The following is a 17,545-nucleotide window of genomic DNA, read 5'->3' as shown; positions in this document are numbered from 1 at the left end:
CTCTCCCAGCCTCAACGACGCACAGGCACGCCGTGACGCAAACGCAGATAATGACGCAAGAATATTGCAGTCAGGTTAAGGACAAGAATAACGAGTACCAACAATAGCGCTGTGGCATAGACCAGAGGTAATGCAGCCTGTACATCATTGGAGTGAAAAGCAGCATCGTAGATGTGATATCCCAGATGCATGAACTTCCTTTCAAGATGGAGGAAAGGAAACTCCCCGTCCACCGGTACTTGAGGTGCCAGCTTGGCCACTCCGACCAGCATCAACGGTGCCACCTCTCCCGCCGCTCGGGCCACGGCCAGAATCACTCCCGTCAACATGGCCGGTGTCGCCATGGGCAGCACTACCCGCGTCAGTGTCTCGAAATGAGTCGCTCCCAGGGCCAGCGCTCCCTCACGCTGATGTAGCGGAATCCGCGCAAGCCCTTCCTCCGTTGCCACGATCACCACGGGAAGCGTGAGCAATGCCAGCGTCAATGAGGCCCACAACAGGCCTCCGGTACCAAAAGTCGGTGACGGTAAAGTATCGGCATAGAACAGTCGATCCAGGCTGCCGCCGATACCATAGACAAAGACCCCTAGACCAAATACGCCATAGACGATGGACGGTACCCCAGCGAGGTTACGTACGCCGATACGCACCCAGCGAGTCAGTCGCCCCTGGTGAGCGACCTCATTGAGATAGACCGCTGCCAACACACCAAAGGGAGTGACCAGCAGTGACATCAGCATCACCATCAGCACCGTACCAAAGATAGCCGGCCAGACGCCTCCCGCAGCATTGGCATCACGCGGCCCTTCAGAAAGGAACTGCCAGACTCCCCTGGCCCAGCGAGTCAGCTTCTCGACACTTCCCATGCTGTTGGGATGCCATGCATCCAACACACTTGCCAGCGGTTGCTCAAAACGCTTGCCATCGGCTGTTTCAAGCACCAGTACCGTGCCCGTCATGGCCCGCTGCAATGTCAGTGCCTGCTGCTCCAGCTTGGAGAGCTGTTCACTCAGTCGTGAATGCTCATCCATCCCCTCCATCTGCCGAATCAGCGGAAGGATATGGTCACGCCTCAGAGATTCACTCTGCTGGCGCAGCTCATCAAGATGGTCGAGGCGTTGCCGCAATGCCTGCCAGGCCCGATCGCCTCCGAAGCGTTCCGTTTCTGTCACCACGGCCACCAGGCGCCCAAAGAAAGCGCCCCAGCGCCCACGCTGCAGAACAATCAGATCATCCGGCGTACGATCCTGTTCAATGGCATCCTCTGCCACCCAGGTCCAGATTCCACCCTGATGGTCACGATTGGCAGTGAAATAACGCCGTTCATACCCAGAGTCATCAGGAAGCTGGCGCGTCTCTACAGGAACCCCTATCAGGCGCTGTCCATCGGCAAGTCTCAGTTGATGCAGATCCGCTGGCCAGAAGTGCCCCAGACCCCGAGTGGCCAGCAATACCAGCAATGCTCCCAGCAGCAACAGTGAAAGCGCCACGGCAGCGGCAGACAACCAAGCCCAGGGCCCTTCTCCTTGCCAGCGTCGAGGCGCTCCCTTCGCTGCTGCATGCCCGGGGATCTTCATCGCATGCTCCGCTGGCGTACCAGACGCTGACGCAGCCGAGAACGAACCACTTCAGCCAGGGTATTGACCACGAAAGTAAAGATGAACAGTGCCAGGGCCGCCAGCAGAAGCAACCGATAATGAGAGCTTCCCACTACCGCTTCAGGCAGCTCAATGGCAATGCTGGATGCCAGCGACCGAAGTCCGTCAAGCGGGTTGGCACTCATCAGGGCTGTATTGCCACTGGCCATCAGAACAATCATGGTCTCTCCGACGGCACGCCCAGCCCCGATCATGACAGCAGAAAAAATCCCGGGTAATGCCACTGGCAGCATCACCTTGGTCAGGGTTTGCCAGCGAGTCGCGCCCATGGCCTGGGCACCTTCGCAAAGCTCCTTGGGCACGTCCGAGAGTGCATCTTCAGCCAGGGCATAGATCCCAGGCATGACAGCAAAGCCCATGGCCAACCCCAGAATCAACGCATTACGAGCCTGGACATCAAGCCCCAGATGTATTTCCATCCAGGCGCGCAAGTCACCGTCAAACCATAGGTTTTCCCAGTATGATGCCCCCCACAGCGCAACGATGACGCTGCCTGCCAGGCATGGAATCAACCACAGCGCCGCCCAGCGCAACGAGAGCCAATGTCGAATTGACCCCGGCAGGCAGCGTCGCAATCCTGCCACCAGCAATATTCCCAAGGGCAGGGCAGCAATGACCGTGAAGGTTTCGGCCAGGTGGCGTTCAGCCCATGGGCCCAGAACGAGCCCGGCAATGAAACCCAGGACCACACTGGGCATGGCTTCCATCAACTCCAGGGTCGGGCGAATGCGGTGACGCAGCCTGGGCGACATGAAGAGACTGGAATGTGCGGCTGCCCCCAGGGCCAGTGGAATGGCCAGGACCAGAGCCCACAACGCGGCTTCCAGGGTCCCCCAGACGAGGGGTAGCAGATTCAACTGGGGAATCCCTCCCCCTTTCAGGCTTTCCGGTAACCAGCGATATTCGACCACACCATCGACATTGGCCTGTGGCTGCCATAATGCGGTCAGGCTTGGCCCGCTATCCGAGAGAAACAGCGGCAATACTTCTGTCACCAGAAAGATACCGATCGCCAGTACCGCCAGCAGCACGCCGACACCTCCTGCGGTGATCAGGGCAGTAGCGAGTCGATCACGACGCTGGCGATGGCGATGAAGCGAGCTGAATGGCGCGGGTTCTGGCATGTACGAGTGTCCAACAGGAACGACTGCAAGGCCGCAAGCAATGTACGGTCCGGGATATGAGGAAATGTTGAATCAGCCTGCCGCCGGGATAAGCACCGCCACTTTCAGGCCACCCTTGTAGATAATCTTGCTGTGTTTCCCTAGCGTAAAGTTAAGACAGATTCATGACATTAAGATGACAGCGATGCCTGAAGCTTTATCCAATGAAGTTCTATCCAAGACCGGATAACGATGGAATCGCCTCATGTTCAACGTGCTCATCGTCAACGTACCTCACCCTTGCTGCCCAGTTCAGGCAATCCAAGTTGACGACGCTGTTGGTTCAACTGCGGAATCGACAAAGTGACAAAGCCCAGTTCTTCCACGATTTCCTGCCCAGATGGAGAAAGCACCAGGTCCAGGAAAGCCTGTTCCGTTGGCGGCAAACTGCCACCGGGCGGCAGGTTGGCATAGATCAGCAGATGACGGGCCATCGGATACTGATTGTTGCGCAATGTCTGGCGGCTAGGCACAACGGCCTGCCCTGGCTCCCCAACGCCCACCACATGCACATCCGCAGTGAGATGGTTCAGACCAGCATAACCGATTCCCAAGGGATCGCTGCCCACGGCGGAAACCACAGCGGCGGATCCCGGAAAGACATTGACCTTGGTACGAAAATAACCACCACAGAGCGCAATGCGCCGGAACATGGCATGGGTCCCCGAAACGCGGTTGCGCCCATACAGATGGATACGGCCCTGAGGTTCATCCTGACCGAGCTGCTGCCACTGTTCGATGGCTTCTTCACCGCCACACTGACGATTATCGGAAAAGATCGCGTCCAATTGGCGCAAGCTCAAGGATTCAATCGGATTGTGGCGATTGACCACGACCAGCAGAGCGTCCTTTCCCGCTGTAATGGCCGTTGGCGGATAACCATAGCGTTCGGTGAATCTGGCACGCTCTCTGGGCAGCATCCGGCGTGACATGGGGCCCAGCAGGGTCGTACCTGCTATCAGTGCTGCCGGAGCACTGGCAGAACCACTGGCCTGCAATTGCAGGCGAACACCGGGATGACTCTGCTCCAGGCGTTCGCCCCAACGCAGAATGAGTTCCGCCATGGTGTCAGACCCTACGGCATTGAGGTTTCCCAGCACATCATGGGCATGCGACATAGGCGGCAAGAACCCCAGAAGCCCCAGCACCAGGGCTTGCATCAGCCTGGAGAGACGGCGGACAAACATGCCGTGAAAAGCCACACGGCATTGCAGCAGAAGACACCTTCTCCAGCCGCGAACGACTGTCGCTCCCTCCTGCTGCATATGCATCAGTCCGTCACAACCTTATCGCGGGCCTTCAGGTAAGCGAACTCACTCACATCCGTGAACGTACGCAACTTGGTCTGGAAGTTCTTGTAGGATTCATAGACCTTGGCAGAATCGGGGTCGTCATCGACCTGGGCCTGAATGACTTTCCTGGAAGCGGCATACAATGCCTCCATGACATCATCGGGGAAGGCACGCACTTCGACGCTATGCTCGTCCACCAACGTCTTCAGTGCTTCAGCATTGCGCATGGCAAATTCGCTGATCATGGACAGATTGGCAGCCTTGGTGGCCTCGCTCACCACAGCCTTGAGATCATCCGGCAGTGCATTCCAGGCATCCAGGTTCACTGTCCCTTCAAGGATTGCACTCGGTTCATTCCAGGCCAGCGTGTAGTAATACTTGGCAACCTGGTGCAGTCCAAAAGCCAGGTCGTTATATGGGCCGACCCAGTCAGCAGCATCCAGTACTCCGGTTTCCAGAGAGGTGAATATCTCGGACCCTGGAGTGGTCATGGTCGTAACGCCAATCTCATTCATGGCTTCGCCGGCCAAGCCAGGCAGGCGCAACTTGAGGCCTTGCATGTCTTGCAGCGACTTGATTTCCTTCTTGAACCACCCCGCCGCCTGAGCTCCGGTATTGCCTACCGCAAAGGGCTTGAGGTTGTGCTTGGCATAGAGCTCGTCCCACAACTCCATGCCGCCGCCGTTATACAACCAAGCATTGGTTTCCGTGGTCGTCATGCCAAAAGGCACGGCAGTGAAGAACTGGGAGGCTGCGACCTTGCCACGCCAATAATAAGACGCGGAATGGCCCATTTCGGCCGTCCCTTGCGAGACGGCATCGAATACTTCCATTGCAGGCACCATCTCGCCAGCGCCATGTACCTTGATCTTCAGGCGGCCACCGGACATCGCTTCGATCCGCTCGGCCAACTGATTGGCCCCCGTTCCTAGCGCAGGAAAGTTCTTGGGCCAGGATGTCACCATGTTCCAGGTAATGGTGTCCTGGGCATTGGCGGTCCTGGTATTGATGAAGGGGGCTGCAACGGCACCGGCCGCACCGAGGCTTGCAGTCTTGAGGAAAGAACGGCGCTGCATGAAGGCATGCTCCTGAGTTTGTTATTTCGGCACCGGGTACAAGGTCGTGGCTTGCACAGTCCCGGTGCAATGTCCGTCAGGCAGTATGCGGTATAGGTAAATTGCCGGGCAAGAAAACGGCCACGAGGTTGCAGACAAACTACGCTCGTGACCTTTGTCAGCAGTCCCTGTGCTTCCTGGCACTCATAGCGGTGTCAGTTTGGCGAACCCCAGTACCAGCCATTTGTCTCCGACACCTTCGAAGCTGACATGAACTCTGGCACGCTCACCTTCTCCTTCAGCATTGAGAATGACACCTTCACCAAAGACGGGGTGCATCACACGTTGGCCCAGGGACAGTGCAGGATGATTGTCGCTGGCAGCCACTTCGGTCTGGCGCCAGCGAGCAGGTTGAGGACGGGAACTGACAGGCCGCGAGATCTGACCACGCAAGCGCACTTCCTCAAGCAAGGAGTCAGGAATTTCCCGCAGGAAACGTGAAGGACGCTGGAAGGTTTCCTTGCCATGCATGCGACGAATTTCTGCATGGGTAAGATAGAGCTTGCGCATGGCCCGAGTCACGCCGACGTAACACAGACGACGCTCTTCCTCGAGTCTTCCATCCTCTTCGATGGACATCCGGTGCGGGAAAAGCCCTTCCTCGACACCAGCAATGAAGACCACCGGAAACTCCAGCCCCTTGGCAGAATGCAGCGTCATAAGCTGCACACAGTCCTCGAACTCATCTGCCTCATGCTCGCCCGCATTGAGCGCTGCCTCGGCCAGGAAAGCTTCCAGGGCTGCCATGCCCTCACCCGCTTCAATGGTCTCCAGACTCTCCCCTTGGGTGAAAGCACGAGCTGCGTTGATCAATTCTTCCAGGTTCTCTACCCGAGCCTGGCCTTTTTCGCCCTTTTCACTGCGATGATGTTCGATGAGTCCCGAGTGTTCATTGACGTGCTCGATAATTTCGTGAAGCGGCAGGCCAGACGTCTCGTTGTCCAGGCTCTCGATCAGGTCGGCAAAGGCTTTGACTGCATTGCCTGCCCGCCCCTTCAGCATTCCATCTGACAAGGCATCATGAAGCGCCTGCCATAATGACACCTCACTATGCCGGGCACGCTCACGCAAGACTTCCACGGTACGGGTGCCAATCCCGCGCGCCGGCACATTGATCACTCGTTCCAGGGAAGCATCGTCATCACGGTTGAGCAGCAGGCGCAGATACGCGAGGGCATTCTTGATTTCCAGGCGTTCGTAAAAGCGTTGACCACCATAGATACGATAGGGCATGCCCTGCCGGATCAAGGTTTCTTCGATGACACGAGACTGCGCATTGGAACGGTAGAGTATGGCTATATCACGACGCAGGAAGCCTTCATCCACCTTCTCCTTGATCGTATCAACGATGAAACGTGCTTCTTCCATGTCGTTGAAGCCAGCATATACGGAGATGGGCTCGCCATGCTCACCCTCGGTCCACAGCTCCTTGCCTAGTCGATCCGTATTCTGGCGAATCAACGCATTGGCGGCATCGAGGATGGCACTGGTGGAACGATAATTCTGTTCCAGGCGCACCACCTTGGTATTGGGAAACTCATCTTCGAAACGCCGGATATTCTCCACCCTGGCGCCACGCCAGCCATAGATCGACTGGTCGTCGTCACCGACAACCGTCATCGGCGTCTTCTGCCCGGTCAAAAGCTTCAACCAGGCATATTGCAGCGTATTGGTGTCCTGGAACTCGTCGACCAGTACATGGGCAAAGCGTTCCTGATAATGCGCCAACAACGCAGGATTGTCGCGTAACAGCTCCAGACTGCGCAGCAATAGCTCACCGAAATCCACCAGACCGCCACGTTCACAGGTCAATTGATAGATGTCGTACAGCGACACCATGGTTTCTACATAGGCATCGCCATGGGTGCGCACCTGATGTGGGCGCAGGCCTTCTTCCTTGCATCCGGAGATGAACGACTGCACCTGGCGCGGTGGATAGCGTTCATCATCGATGCTGTTGTCCTTGAGCAGACGCTTGACCAGCCTGAGCTGATCATCACTGTCGATGATTTGAAAGTGCTGGGGCAGGCGGGCATCTTGCCAGTGGGTACGCAACAGGCGGTGGGCAATGGAGTGAAAAGTGCCTACCCAGACATGGCGCAGGGAAATATTGAGCAACGCCTCCAGGCGTGTACGCATTTCCCGGGCTGCCTTGTTGGTAAAGGTCACTGCCAGTACGGCGTAAGGAGAAAGACCCTCGACCTGCATCAACCAGGCGATACGATGCACCAGCACCCGAGTCTTGCCGGAGCCGGCACCAGCCAACACCAGCATATTGCCCTGGGGAGCTTTGACCGCCTCGCACTGGGCTGGGTTGAGCGCATCAAGAATCGCCAAATCATCCATGGGCTGGCACCGCCATGATCATAAATGGAGGGCTAGTCTATCACAGCAATGCTGGATGAATGGACAGGGGAAAAGAAGCCGTAAGCCGTAAGCCGTAAGCCGTAAGCCGTAAGCCGTAAGCCGTAAGCCGTAAGCCGTAAGCCGTAAGCCGTAAGCCGTAAGCCGTAAGCCGTAAGCCGTAAGCCGTAAGCCGTAAGCCAGTGATTCAAAAGCTTCACAGAACCGTGTAAAGATTCCTTCGCTTATAGCTTATAGCTTATGGCTTATGGCTTATGGCTTATAGCTCTACAGCTTACCGCATGGTCTTTTCAGCTTTCATCGGGTTCCGGAAAGCGCAAAGGGTTGAGGCTACGCTTTACCGACTTCAGTTGCTCAGCCAGCTTGGGGCCTCGTGTCTTGGCTACACCGACGGCAAGCACATCGATCAATACCAGATGAGCGATGCGAGAACTCATTGGTGTGTAGATCTCAGTGTCTTCATGTACATCTATATACAACGGTAAATTGACTTCTTCTGCCAACGGAGAGCCACTGGGACATAGGCCAATGACAGTAGCGCCAGCCTCCCGCGCCAGCTTGACACTCGCTACCAGCGCTCGGGTGCGCCCGGTCTGGGAAATCGCCACAACCACATCGCCGTCGTTGAGGGTCACTGCTGACATATTCTGCATATGCGGATCGGCGTAGGCCGCGGTGGAAATCTGCAGACGGAAGAACTTGTGCTGTGCATCGAAGGCGACGGCTCCGGAAGCACCAAAGCCATAGAACTCTACTCGATTGGCCATGGCCAGGGCATTGATGGCCTTGCTCAACGCTTCATTGTCGAGGCGGTCGCGCACCGACAACAGAGTCCCTACCGTGGAATCGAAGATGCTGTGGGAAAATTCGGCAACAGAGTCACTATCGTTCATCGAGAACTGAGCGAACTGACTGCCCGAAGCCAGCATTTGAGCCAGCTTTAGCTTGAAATCCTGAAAACCACCGCAGCCCAGCGCACGACAGAAACGCACCACCGTAGGCTCGCTGACCTTGGCTTCTGTAGCGAGGTCAACGATACGCATATGGATCACTTCATCGGGGTTACGCAGCACGAAACGCGCCACCTTCTGCTCGGACCGCCGGAAGTGTTCCATGCGACGTCGCATTTCATCGAACAGCGCACGACTCACCCTAGACTCCTTTCTCTAGCTGATGGGGGGCTCTAGCTAATGGGGGCAGCTCCAGAGCCGGCACTCGCCTGACCTTCGCCATTGCCTCTTGTCAGTATGCCCCAAGCCTGAGGGGAATGCGCGTTATGCCGCTTGTGCGTCTACCTCCTTTGGGTTTAGGCCACCAATGGAATCTTTGCAAAACCCAGAGCACATGGCACTTCTCGCTGTTTCACAGACCACAGGGAGCAATTCGTCATCTTTCTGTCAACTGGGGTATAGTAAAAAGTGCAGTGTCGAGCAGCGTCCTGGATGCCGGCACCCTGGAAACGTCGGAGATGCCGACAATATCGGCCCCGTTTCCCACTTCACTGCAAAGGAGAGTCGATCATGCGCAATGTCGAAAGGTTAACCTCCGTCAAGAGTGAGCTCCTCGACATTTTCATGAGTATGGAAGTCGTTGAACACGAGCAGCGCTCGCGTACCGCCGCCCAGCGCAACCTGCGCGCCCGTCGCGGTATCGAGCTTCACGAAGAATTCAAACGCCTATCCGAAGATATTGCAGAATTACCGGAAGATGATGAAGGCATGCACTGATGCTGGAATGACCAAAGTGCACTGACGCCAGCTTATTTCTACAAGCGGCGTAGGTTTGGCGCGGAGCCCCACGAATACTCCTCGTCATATACAACGACACGCGACTATGCGGTCATCTACTGAGCGCTCGCCTGCAGGCGCTCTGCCGCTTCATCGCCGCATGATTCTCTGCGGGAACACTACAGCAGAAACAGCAAAAGGGCCCGGCCAATGCCGAGCCCTTCTGATTTATCAGTGGCTTGTTGCTCTTAGAGGCTGGCGAAGAACACTACCAGCACACCAATCGGTGCAACGAAGCGGGTTACCAGGTTCCACAGCTTGAAACCATTGGCTCCAAGGCCCAGCTCTTCACGCACTACATCTTTGTCAAGCACCCAGGCAGCGAAGATGATGGCTCCAAGGCCTGTCAAAGGCAGCATGAACTTGCTGGTCAGCTTGTCGAGAAGATCGAAGATACCCAGACCAAACAGCGTCAGACTGCTCCAGTCATTGAACGACAGCAGGGCAGCGATACCCAATGCCCAGGCGCCGATGCCAGCCACTACGGCAGAAGCCGCACGGCTGAGCGGCGTACGCTCTTCCAGGAACTCGGTCACAGGTTCAAGCAGAGAAATGGCCGAGGTCAGGGCTGCAAAGGTCAACAGCAGGAAGAACATCAAGCCAAGAATCGTCCCCCCGCCCATGTTGCCGAAGGCCAAGGGCAGAGTCACGAAGATCAGGCTCGGGCCTGATGCCAGATCCAGATCGTTGGCGAATACGATAGGGAAGATGGCCAGACCGGCGCCAAGCGCAATGACAGTATCCATGATCACGACCGTCCGCGCGGTCTTGATCAGATTGACTTCCTTGCCGAGGTAGGAACCATAGGCCAGCATGATGCCCATGCCCAGTGACAGGGTGAAGAAAGCATGCCCCAGCGCTGCAAGCACGGTTTCACCATTAAGCTTGCTCCAATCCGGCGAGAACAGGAATTCCACTGCCTGGCCGAAGTGACCAGTGGTCATGCCGTAGCCGATCAGAATCACCAGCAACAGTGCCAAGGCAGGCATCAGTACATTGACAGCCCCTTCGAGGCCCTTGGTCACACCGCGAGCCACAATGCCGATGACCAGCAGCATGAAGATCGAGTGCCACAGCAACAACAAGCCAGGATTGGCCAGCATGCCGTTGAACAAGGCCCCGATGCCATCGGCATCCTGGCCGGAGAAATCACCAGTGACACTACCGAGCGTGTAATACAGCGACCAGCCGCCAATGACACTGTAGAAAGATAGAATAAAGAAGGCACCCAATACACCTGCCACACCGACCAGAAGCCAAGCGCGGGATTTTCCCGCCTGCTCCGCTACTGTCGCCATGGTGTTGACCGGGTTACTCTGTCCACGGCGACCGAGCATCCACTCAGTCACCAGAATCGGCAAACCAATCAGCGCGATACATAACAGATAGACAAGAACGAACGCTGCGCCACCGCTCTCCCCCGTCATATAGGGGAATTTCCAGATATTGCCTAGGCCTACCGCTGAGCCTGTCGCGGCAAGAATGAACGAAAAGCGCGAGGACCACTGCGCATGGTTGGTTTTCGACATATTTCACCCTTATGAGTACGTGTCGTCATCGATCGATCGGATGCGATAACGGCATTTGTGTTTATAGTCGCCACGTCCTCGACAGTCTGGTTCTCAGTGCTGTCGTCTAACAAGGGGTCTGACGGATGTCAGCAGGATCACTGCCGGTACACCTCTCGTTCCGATACGCAATGGCGAATCGGTCAAGACCGGTGGGTCAGGCATCAGATCGGTTCAGATAGGAACGGAAAAGCGCCCACGCCCATGGCAAGTGACGAACAACCGGACAAATTATCTGAACAGCCATAAAAACGCCAGGGTTCTTTAGTTATAACAGACGATTCTGACGTTCACCCAAAAATGCTCCCAAATCAGGAAGGCCAGCATCTTCTGTCAGCAGGGTATAGAGTCTACGAGCCAGTTCAGGAGCTGCTCGGTTATCCGCAGTATGAACAAATAGGAAAGGGGTTTTCCCCTGTTTTATCCACAGGCCCAGACGCTCACGCCAAGGAGCGAAGTAGCGCTCATTGATGCTGCTGTCAAGATGCCCGATGAACCTGACAATAGGAAATTTTCCCGTGGAGATCACGTGTAGTGGGAGTTTTGGCTTTTCTCCCTGTGCTTTGATCATACCGAGGTGGTTCCCTGCAGGTGTTGAAAACAAAGGGCGAACATCCAGCATTACTCGATCAGCTTCATGACTTATCAACAACCTGTTGAAAGCTTTCTCTGCTTCCCCCTTGTGGAAAAAATCACTATGTCTCACCTCAACCGCGCAAGGCATTTGCTTCGGCCAATGCTTTAGTAGTACTTCCAGCTTAGGCAGTTCAGCATGGCCAAAATCTCTCGGTAGCTGAACCATCATTGGGCCAAGTCGTCCAACCAACGGTTCCAGGGCTTCCCAGAATGCTTCCAGCTCAGCTTCGACCCCCTTCAGGCGCTGGACATGGGTCAACTGTCGGGGCAGCTTGAAGCAGAAGCGAAAATCATCCGGAGCCTGACGCGCCCAGGCCTGTATGGTCTGTTCTTTAGGTGTTCCGCTATAGAAGGTGGTATTGCCCTCGACGCTGTTGAACACTTGGCCATAATCCGCCAACCAATCCTCACGACTACCATGAGGAGGATAAAGGCCACCACGCCAATCAGGGTTGGCCCACATGGCAAGACCAAGACGCAGTCGCGGCGCTACATGCGTAATACTGTTCATTATTCCCTTAAGTACTACATTCCTCTAAGTGCCATGGCTTAAATGCTATAGCTCGAGTGCTACGGAGAGCCTGCAATGCCCCCAACCCGGCCTAGTCTGACAGATGGATCGACTCTCTCCACTCTCATTCGCCTGGCCTTGCCTATCGTCCTGGCCAATGTTCTGCAGACTGCCTACCAATTGATTGATGCTTTCTGGGTCGGACGCCTCGGTGCCGAGGCAGTGGCTGCGGTGTCACTGAGCTTTCCCTTGATCTTCCTGCTGCTTTCGGTAGGCATCGGCCTGGCCGTAGCGGGAACAGTGCTGGCAGCCCAATATCATGGCAGTGGTAACAGAGATGCGGTTAATCGTGTATCCGCCCAGGCCATGCTCGGCATGATAGTACTGTCACTCATTCTGGGAAGTGTCGGTTATGTACTCAGCCCAACCGCAGTCGACTTTCTTGGCGCTGCCGATGATGTCCAACCATTGGCTGCTTTATACCTGAAAATCTCCTTCATTGGCCTGCCGTTCATGTTCATCTACGCCATCTTCCAATCGTTGATGCGCGGCGTGGGCGATGCTAAAACGCCTCTGGTTATTGTCTTTGTCACTGTAATTCTGAACTTCATCCTCGACCCATTGCTGATTCTAGGCTGGGGTCCTGTTCCTGCCATGGGAGTCAGTGGCGCGGCAATAGCCACCGTCATCACTCAAGGGTTATCCACGGTCGCTGGTTTGTACATTCTGTTCTCGGGGCGCTGGGGCATTCAGTTGAAATTGAGCCAGCTAAAACCTGATCATCACCTGTTGTGGCGCTTGTTTGCTCTAGGCGGTCCTACTGCAGTGGAACAGAGTACCCGAGCCTTGGGTATGATGCTGATGACCACCCTGGTGGCAGGATTTGGTACCGTGACCCTGGCAGCCTACGGTATTGGCACTCGTATATTCAGCTTCGTGATCATTCCCGCTCTTGGTCTATCCCAGGCAGCTTCGGCCCTGGTCGGTCAGAACATCGGGGCAGGCAAGACCGAACGTGCCGAGAAAACCGCCTATGCCAGCGCTGCCATTGCCTTCGTCTCGCTGACCGCTGTCGGCATCCTGTGCTTCTTTTTTGCCGATCCGCTGGTAGCCATTTTCGTGCCAGATGCCCATCAGGTCATTGAAGAAGGTGCTCTCTTCGTACGCATTACAGCCCTTACCTTTGGCCTGATGGGGACCCAGATCGTCATCGCGGGAGCCTTTCGCGGTGCCGGCGATACTGTGATGGCCATGGCCATTGCCCTGGTTTCACTATGGGTGCTGCAATTTCCCTTGGCCTGGATTCTGGCAGAACGCACATCTCTGCAGGAAATCGGCATCTACTGGGCTTATCCGATCCAGAACATCATCACTGCCGTGGTGGCCTGGATGTGGTTTCGTAGTGGCCGCTGGAAGCGCCACCGCCTGATAGATGGCGAAGATGGCGAAGCTTCCTTGAAAACAGCAGCCACATCAGTTCCTCCAGTCGACAGCCCCAATAAACGTCCTTGAGTATTCCCGACGAAGAAAAAGCCAGCATATACATCTTTCAAGGATATATATGCTAGCCCGGTAATGCTCTATTCCTGATGCTGTATCACCCTGAAGATCATGTCTCGCGCAAGCCGCACCGATCAGCCTGCAATATTGCCTGGTCGGTACGCTTTTCAGTCATAGGCAATGGTGACCATGGCCTGGGCTTCCAGTTTTCCCGCCGTCACGCTATTGCCGCTCTGGATGTATTCGGCTTCAAGTGGAATCAAGATATGCTCGCTGCCATCAACGGCATTCACATTGATAAAAGTCCCGCTTGAATTCGCCGCACCACCTGGCACCAGCATGACTGGCTCTCCTGCATGCCGCATCTGGAACGAGATTCCGCCAGCCGTTGTGTTCACCCCCGGGGTCAGAATGGAGCTGCCGTTGGGCAGATCGTTGATATCGGAGAAAAACACATTCGCCCTGGCATCCGCCATGCAGTTCAACTTCAAGGCAAAGAGAGTGCCGCCCCCGGTATCCCCAACGGAACTGAACTGACCGCTGCTGATGGTCGGCAAGGTGACCTGGATATCCGGGTTTTCCAGCTCGCAGGTCTGGGTCACGGTGGTCAGATGGGCATTAATGTATATCCTGCTGCCCGGGCCATCGATATTGGCATATTCGGTGTTTTGGCAAGCCACCCGAAACTGAAACTTGAAGTCGCTCGACTGGGGAGTGGAATCATCCAGTTTGACCAGACGAAAGGCCAGTGGCACCTGCTGGTATCCATCTCTTGGGTGAACCTGGGTATCGTGCCGGTCATGGCTCTCCCCCACCAGAGGCATGGGATTGCCGTTGAGATCCAGTGCTTGATAGCCCACGCCCGGCGGAAAGGTCGAGAAACGATAGGTATTAGGTATCGAGGTACTGGCCGGATACTCACCATCGGGAATGAAGGCCCATCCCTTGCTGTTGGTGCAATAGTTTCGCTCATCGTCCCAATGGGGATTACAGGTGATCCCCAGGGCGGCAGACTGATGGGAGCCCTGTATCTCCTCCCCCACCGCGGTGTGGCTGGTGGCATTGGCCTGTAGACTCATCGATGCCGGCAACTGTGTTGAAGTACAGTGGCCGCCGTCTGCAAACGTGATCGACGGCTGGACCAGTTGCGCACAGATCAGGACCAGCAGCAATCCGATCGCGCTCCATCCTCCGCTCTTCATCGCATGAATTATCCGGCTCATCTCATTTCGTCCTCGTGATCTTCCCGTGATGGCGCTATACGTAGTGACGCTGAAAGGCTTCCAGGCCAGATCCTCTATAGAGGAGTACACAACGCTTCAACCTGTTGATAGCCTGCTGTGCTGACATCATCGTTCTGTTGGGATGCCAGGAGCTGCAGTCGACAGGACTGATCGGAACCCTCGCCCCACTTCAGTTGCAATTCAGGATATTCTCCACGCAGGAAGATCATCCGCCCCTGCCCCACCAGTGATACATGCTGACCATTGCCATCGACCACTTCGGCGGCGAAAGGCACGGCATCGTTGTCCACATGCACCAACATCGGGTGACCTATGCGAGTCTGATAATCGACGCGCACCACAGCACCACGACGCGGCGTCACGGTCTGAGAGGTGGATTTCAACTCCACATCCACCGGTAATCCTCTGGGACTGATTGCTATGCTGTTGTGGCGATACGGAGTGAGCCCTGCATCGAGTGCCTCGCCGTCGCGATCCAGGCGATTGCCCATGCCATTACTCAACCAGGCGCCGGCAGCACCATCGGCATGTATCAGTGCCATCGTCTCCGCCCGGTCAGGGCTGAACACCACGCCGTCTGGATGAGCGACCACGACGCCGGTCGCTGAAGCCGAATACTGCTCGAAACTTTCACTATGACTGTAAGTCGTACCCAGTTGAGTACCCGCGGTACGGTAGTTGAGATCACCACCGAAGGTGGTGCTGGTATCGATGTTGTTGTCGGCACGCGATACATAGGCGTTGTAGCTCAACTGACGCTCATCCCCCGCTGTGCCCGACAGGTTGGTGCGCACGGTACTGCTGTGATCATCGTCGAAGGTCGCCGTCGCACTCAGCGTTGGGTGATTAGTGCCATCACCCAGTGGAATGCTGGCAGTCAGCATGTAGGTATTGGTCTCGTCGTCATCCTCGATATCTCGGGTCGCCGACAGGCTCAAGCTGCCCCAATGGAAGCCCTTGCTGTAATCCAGTTGATAGGTTGTCTGGTCCGGTCGACCGTTCCAGTAATCATGCGTCAGCCCCGTGAGATTGAGATTGCCGAGTTCTCCCAGTGACTGACTGACACTGAGTTGGAAACGATTGCGCTCACGCAGGCTGCTTGATGAGGCATCTCCATTCTTCAAGTACGCAAAGTCTGCGAAGGTAATGTATTCCTCACTGGAAAACCGGTAGGCAGCCACCGAGAAGTTGGTGCCAGTGGCATTGAGCATCTTGCTGTAACTCAACCGATAACTCTGTCCTTCCAGTTCACTGTATGCGTAGGGGATTCCTTCAGCACGGGTCAGAGTGGCATCAATAGCCACCGCTCCCAGTGGCGTGCCGACGGCGGACCCCATCAGCAGAGAGTAGTAGTCCTCGGCAACCAATCCACCGCCATAGACGGTCAGGACATTGTTGATGCCGCGTCTCCAGGTGGCCTGGGCGAAACTCGGCTCATCGTGCATCTCGTCATCGCGGTAACGGCCGACGACGACATTGAAACGGGATGAGCCGGGCCGCAGCATCTGCACCACCGAGGCATAGGGGACAGTGAAGGATCTTTCACTACCATCCGCCTCGGTGACCGTGACCTCCAGATCTCCGGCATAGCCCGTAGCATAAAGATCATCGATCACAAAGGCACCAGCAGAGACACTTGTCTCATAAACCACATTACCGCCCTGACGTACCGTGACTTTGGCATTGGTATTGGCGGAACCACGGATCATCGGTGCATAACCACGCTCGCTTTCAGGCAACATGCTGTCATCGCTGCCTAGCTGCACCCCCGTGAAAGGAAGACTCTCGAATTCACTGCCCGGAGTAAAATACTCACCAAAGGTGAGTTGTCCACGCACAGAATCCACATCCGTCTGCACATAGGTGTTTTGTGCCTCATACTTCGATCCGTCGATATCATCGCTGTAGTGATAGTTGCCATTGTGCCTGAACCGCCAGCCAGCCAGGTTGACGCCGGCATTGAGGTTGGCGTTGTAGTCTGTGGAGCTATCGCCGCTGTCCTGCTTGCTGTGGAAGGCATTAGCGTGATACCCGAAGATCAATGCATTGATGCCATCATCCCACTCCTCAGGATCGACATACCCACGCTTGACGGTACCGGCGTAGGCCTGAGGTATGCTCAGATCAGCGCGCAGATTGGCTGCGTCCATGCTGAACGATGCCTCGGGAATCAACACATCAGCTTCAATACAACCGCTTTCCAGCACACGTTGGGTATTCTGCTGATCGGGTAGTTGATCAATCATCACCCCCCATCGCTGTACATCCGCCCTGGAGAAACAGAAATGTTGCTCTCCAGATGATTCGCCATCTTTGACATGCACTGTCTGACGCAGCATGTCCTTGCCGTTGATCAGTACATCCAGTTCATAATCACCGGCGACCACCATACCGGGCTGAGAATAGAGAGACAGGTCGACATCCTGCCCCAGACCACGCAGAAACTGATTATCGAATTCACTGGCAACGACATCATGACTCGTCGCTGCCATGCTAGAACTACTGGCTAACAGAACCATTACCATGCATTGGGCCCTGGAACTGAATGCCGAGGGCCATCTTCGCAGGAGCGAAAGACGCCCTTCCATTAACTGGATGGAACCTGAAAGACACATAAATAAGGAAGCCTGAATGCTCTACAAGGGCATCTACTTTCAAGGAACCAACCTCGAGACCCTTGCCCTTATTGGTCAGCCGATCCAACAGG

At 55.7% G+C, this 17,545-nt stretch carries 12 protein-coding genes; 2 read left to right on the top strand and 10 right to left on the bottom strand.

The genetic code is table 11. The features are described 5' to 3' along the window. Positions 1-11: 11 nt before the first annotated feature. The 6 genes from pstA to hexR all read right to left on the bottom strand — a co-directional run bounded on the left by pstA (position 12) and on the right by hexR (position 8,743). Positions 12-1,577: a phosphate ABC transporter permease PstA gene (pstA, locus tag E4T21_RS20700; protein WP_149286833.1), complete on the bottom strand. Its 1,566-nt coding sequence runs from the start codon at positions 1,575-1,577 to the stop codon at positions 12-14. Next, positions 1,574-2,782 carry an ABC transporter permease subunit gene (locus E4T21_RS20695; RefSeq protein ID WP_149286832.1) on the bottom strand — a complete coding sequence of 403 codons (1,209 nt, stop codon included), beginning with the start codon at positions 2,780-2,782 and terminating at the stop codon, positions 1,574-1,576. Before E4T21_RS20695 ends, pstA begins: the two co-directional genes overlap by 4 nt. Positions 2,783-3,045: 263 nt before the next feature. Beyond that, the gene (locus tag E4T21_RS20690; RefSeq protein ID WP_149286831.1) at positions 3,046-4,008 is read right to left on the bottom strand and encodes a phosphate ABC transporter substrate-binding protein; all 963 of its coding nucleotides are present in this window, start codon (positions 4,006-4,008) and stop codon (positions 3,046-3,048) included. A gap of 83 nt (positions 4,009-4,091) precedes the next feature. Then, positions 4,092-5,189: a TRAP transporter substrate-binding protein gene (locus E4T21_RS20685; protein WP_149286830.1), complete on the bottom strand. Its 1,098-nt coding sequence runs from the start codon at positions 5,187-5,189 to the stop codon at positions 4,092-4,094. Positions 5,190-5,372: 183 nt separating this feature from the next. Continuing rightward, positions 5,373-7,574, bottom strand: coding sequence for a DNA helicase II (uvrD, locus tag E4T21_RS20680; RefSeq protein WP_149286829.1), 2,202 nt, complete (start codon positions 7,572-7,574; stop codon positions 5,373-5,375). A gap of 308 nt (positions 7,575-7,882) precedes the next feature. Next, positions 7,883-8,743 carry a transcriptional regulator HexR gene (gene hexR, locus E4T21_RS20675; RefSeq protein WP_149286827.1) on the bottom strand — a complete coding sequence of 287 codons (861 nt, stop codon included), beginning with the start codon at positions 8,741-8,743 and terminating at the stop codon, positions 7,883-7,885. Between the two features lie 369 nt (positions 8,744-9,112). On the opposite strand from hexR, the gene E4T21_RS20670 reads away from it, so the two are divergent. Next, on the top strand, positions 9,113-9,319 hold the full coding sequence (locus E4T21_RS20670; RefSeq protein WP_149286826.1) for a PA3496 family putative envelope integrity protein: 207 nt from the start codon (positions 9,113-9,115) through the stop codon (positions 9,317-9,319). 248 nt (positions 9,320-9,567) lie between these two features. Here E4T21_RS20670 and E4T21_RS20665 read toward each other — a convergent pair whose 3' ends face one another. Together E4T21_RS20665 and E4T21_RS20660 are read right to left on the bottom strand one after the other, a co-directional pair. Continuing rightward, a complete protein-coding gene (locus tag E4T21_RS20665; protein ID WP_149286825.1) occupies positions 9,568-10,908 on the bottom strand; it encodes a sodium-dependent transporter in 1,341 nt (446 codons plus the stop codon). A 307-nt stretch (positions 10,909-11,215) separates the two neighbouring features. Then, positions 11,216-12,046: a DUF72 domain-containing protein gene (locus E4T21_RS20660; RefSeq protein ID WP_240349234.1), complete on the bottom strand. Its 831-nt coding sequence runs from the start codon at positions 12,044-12,046 to the stop codon at positions 11,216-11,218. 123 nt (positions 12,047-12,169) lie between these two features. Here E4T21_RS20660 and E4T21_RS20655 point away from each other — a divergent pair, with 123 nt between their 5' ends. Further along, the gene (locus tag E4T21_RS20655) at positions 12,170-13,606 is read left to right on the top strand and encodes an MATE family efflux transporter (RefSeq protein WP_149286823.1); all 1,437 of its coding nucleotides are present in this window, start codon (positions 12,170-12,172) and stop codon (positions 13,604-13,606) included. Positions 13,607-13,761: 155 nt separating this feature from the next. Here the strand turns inward: E4T21_RS20655 and E4T21_RS20650 are convergent, their stop codons facing one another. Further along, complete coding sequence (locus E4T21_RS20650; RefSeq protein WP_149286822.1) at positions 13,762-14,817, bottom strand: fimbrial protein; 1,056 nt, start codon at positions 14,815-14,817, stop codon at positions 13,762-13,764. A 74-nt stretch (positions 14,818-14,891) separates the two neighbouring features. Further along, entirely contained in the window at positions 14,892-17,330 is a 2,439-nt protein-coding gene (locus E4T21_RS20645) for a fimbria/pilus outer membrane usher protein (RefSeq protein WP_205423425.1), read from the bottom strand. Between the last annotated feature and the right edge of the window lie 215 nt (positions 17,331-17,545).

It is taken from the genome of Halomonas binhaiensis (genome assembly GCF_008329985.2).
Lineage (GTDB): Bacteria > Pseudomonadota > Gammaproteobacteria > Pseudomonadales > Halomonadaceae > Halomonas > Halomonas binhaiensis.
Note: the sequence above shows the minus strand (reverse complement) of the source record. Positions and strands in the feature narration are given on the sequence as shown.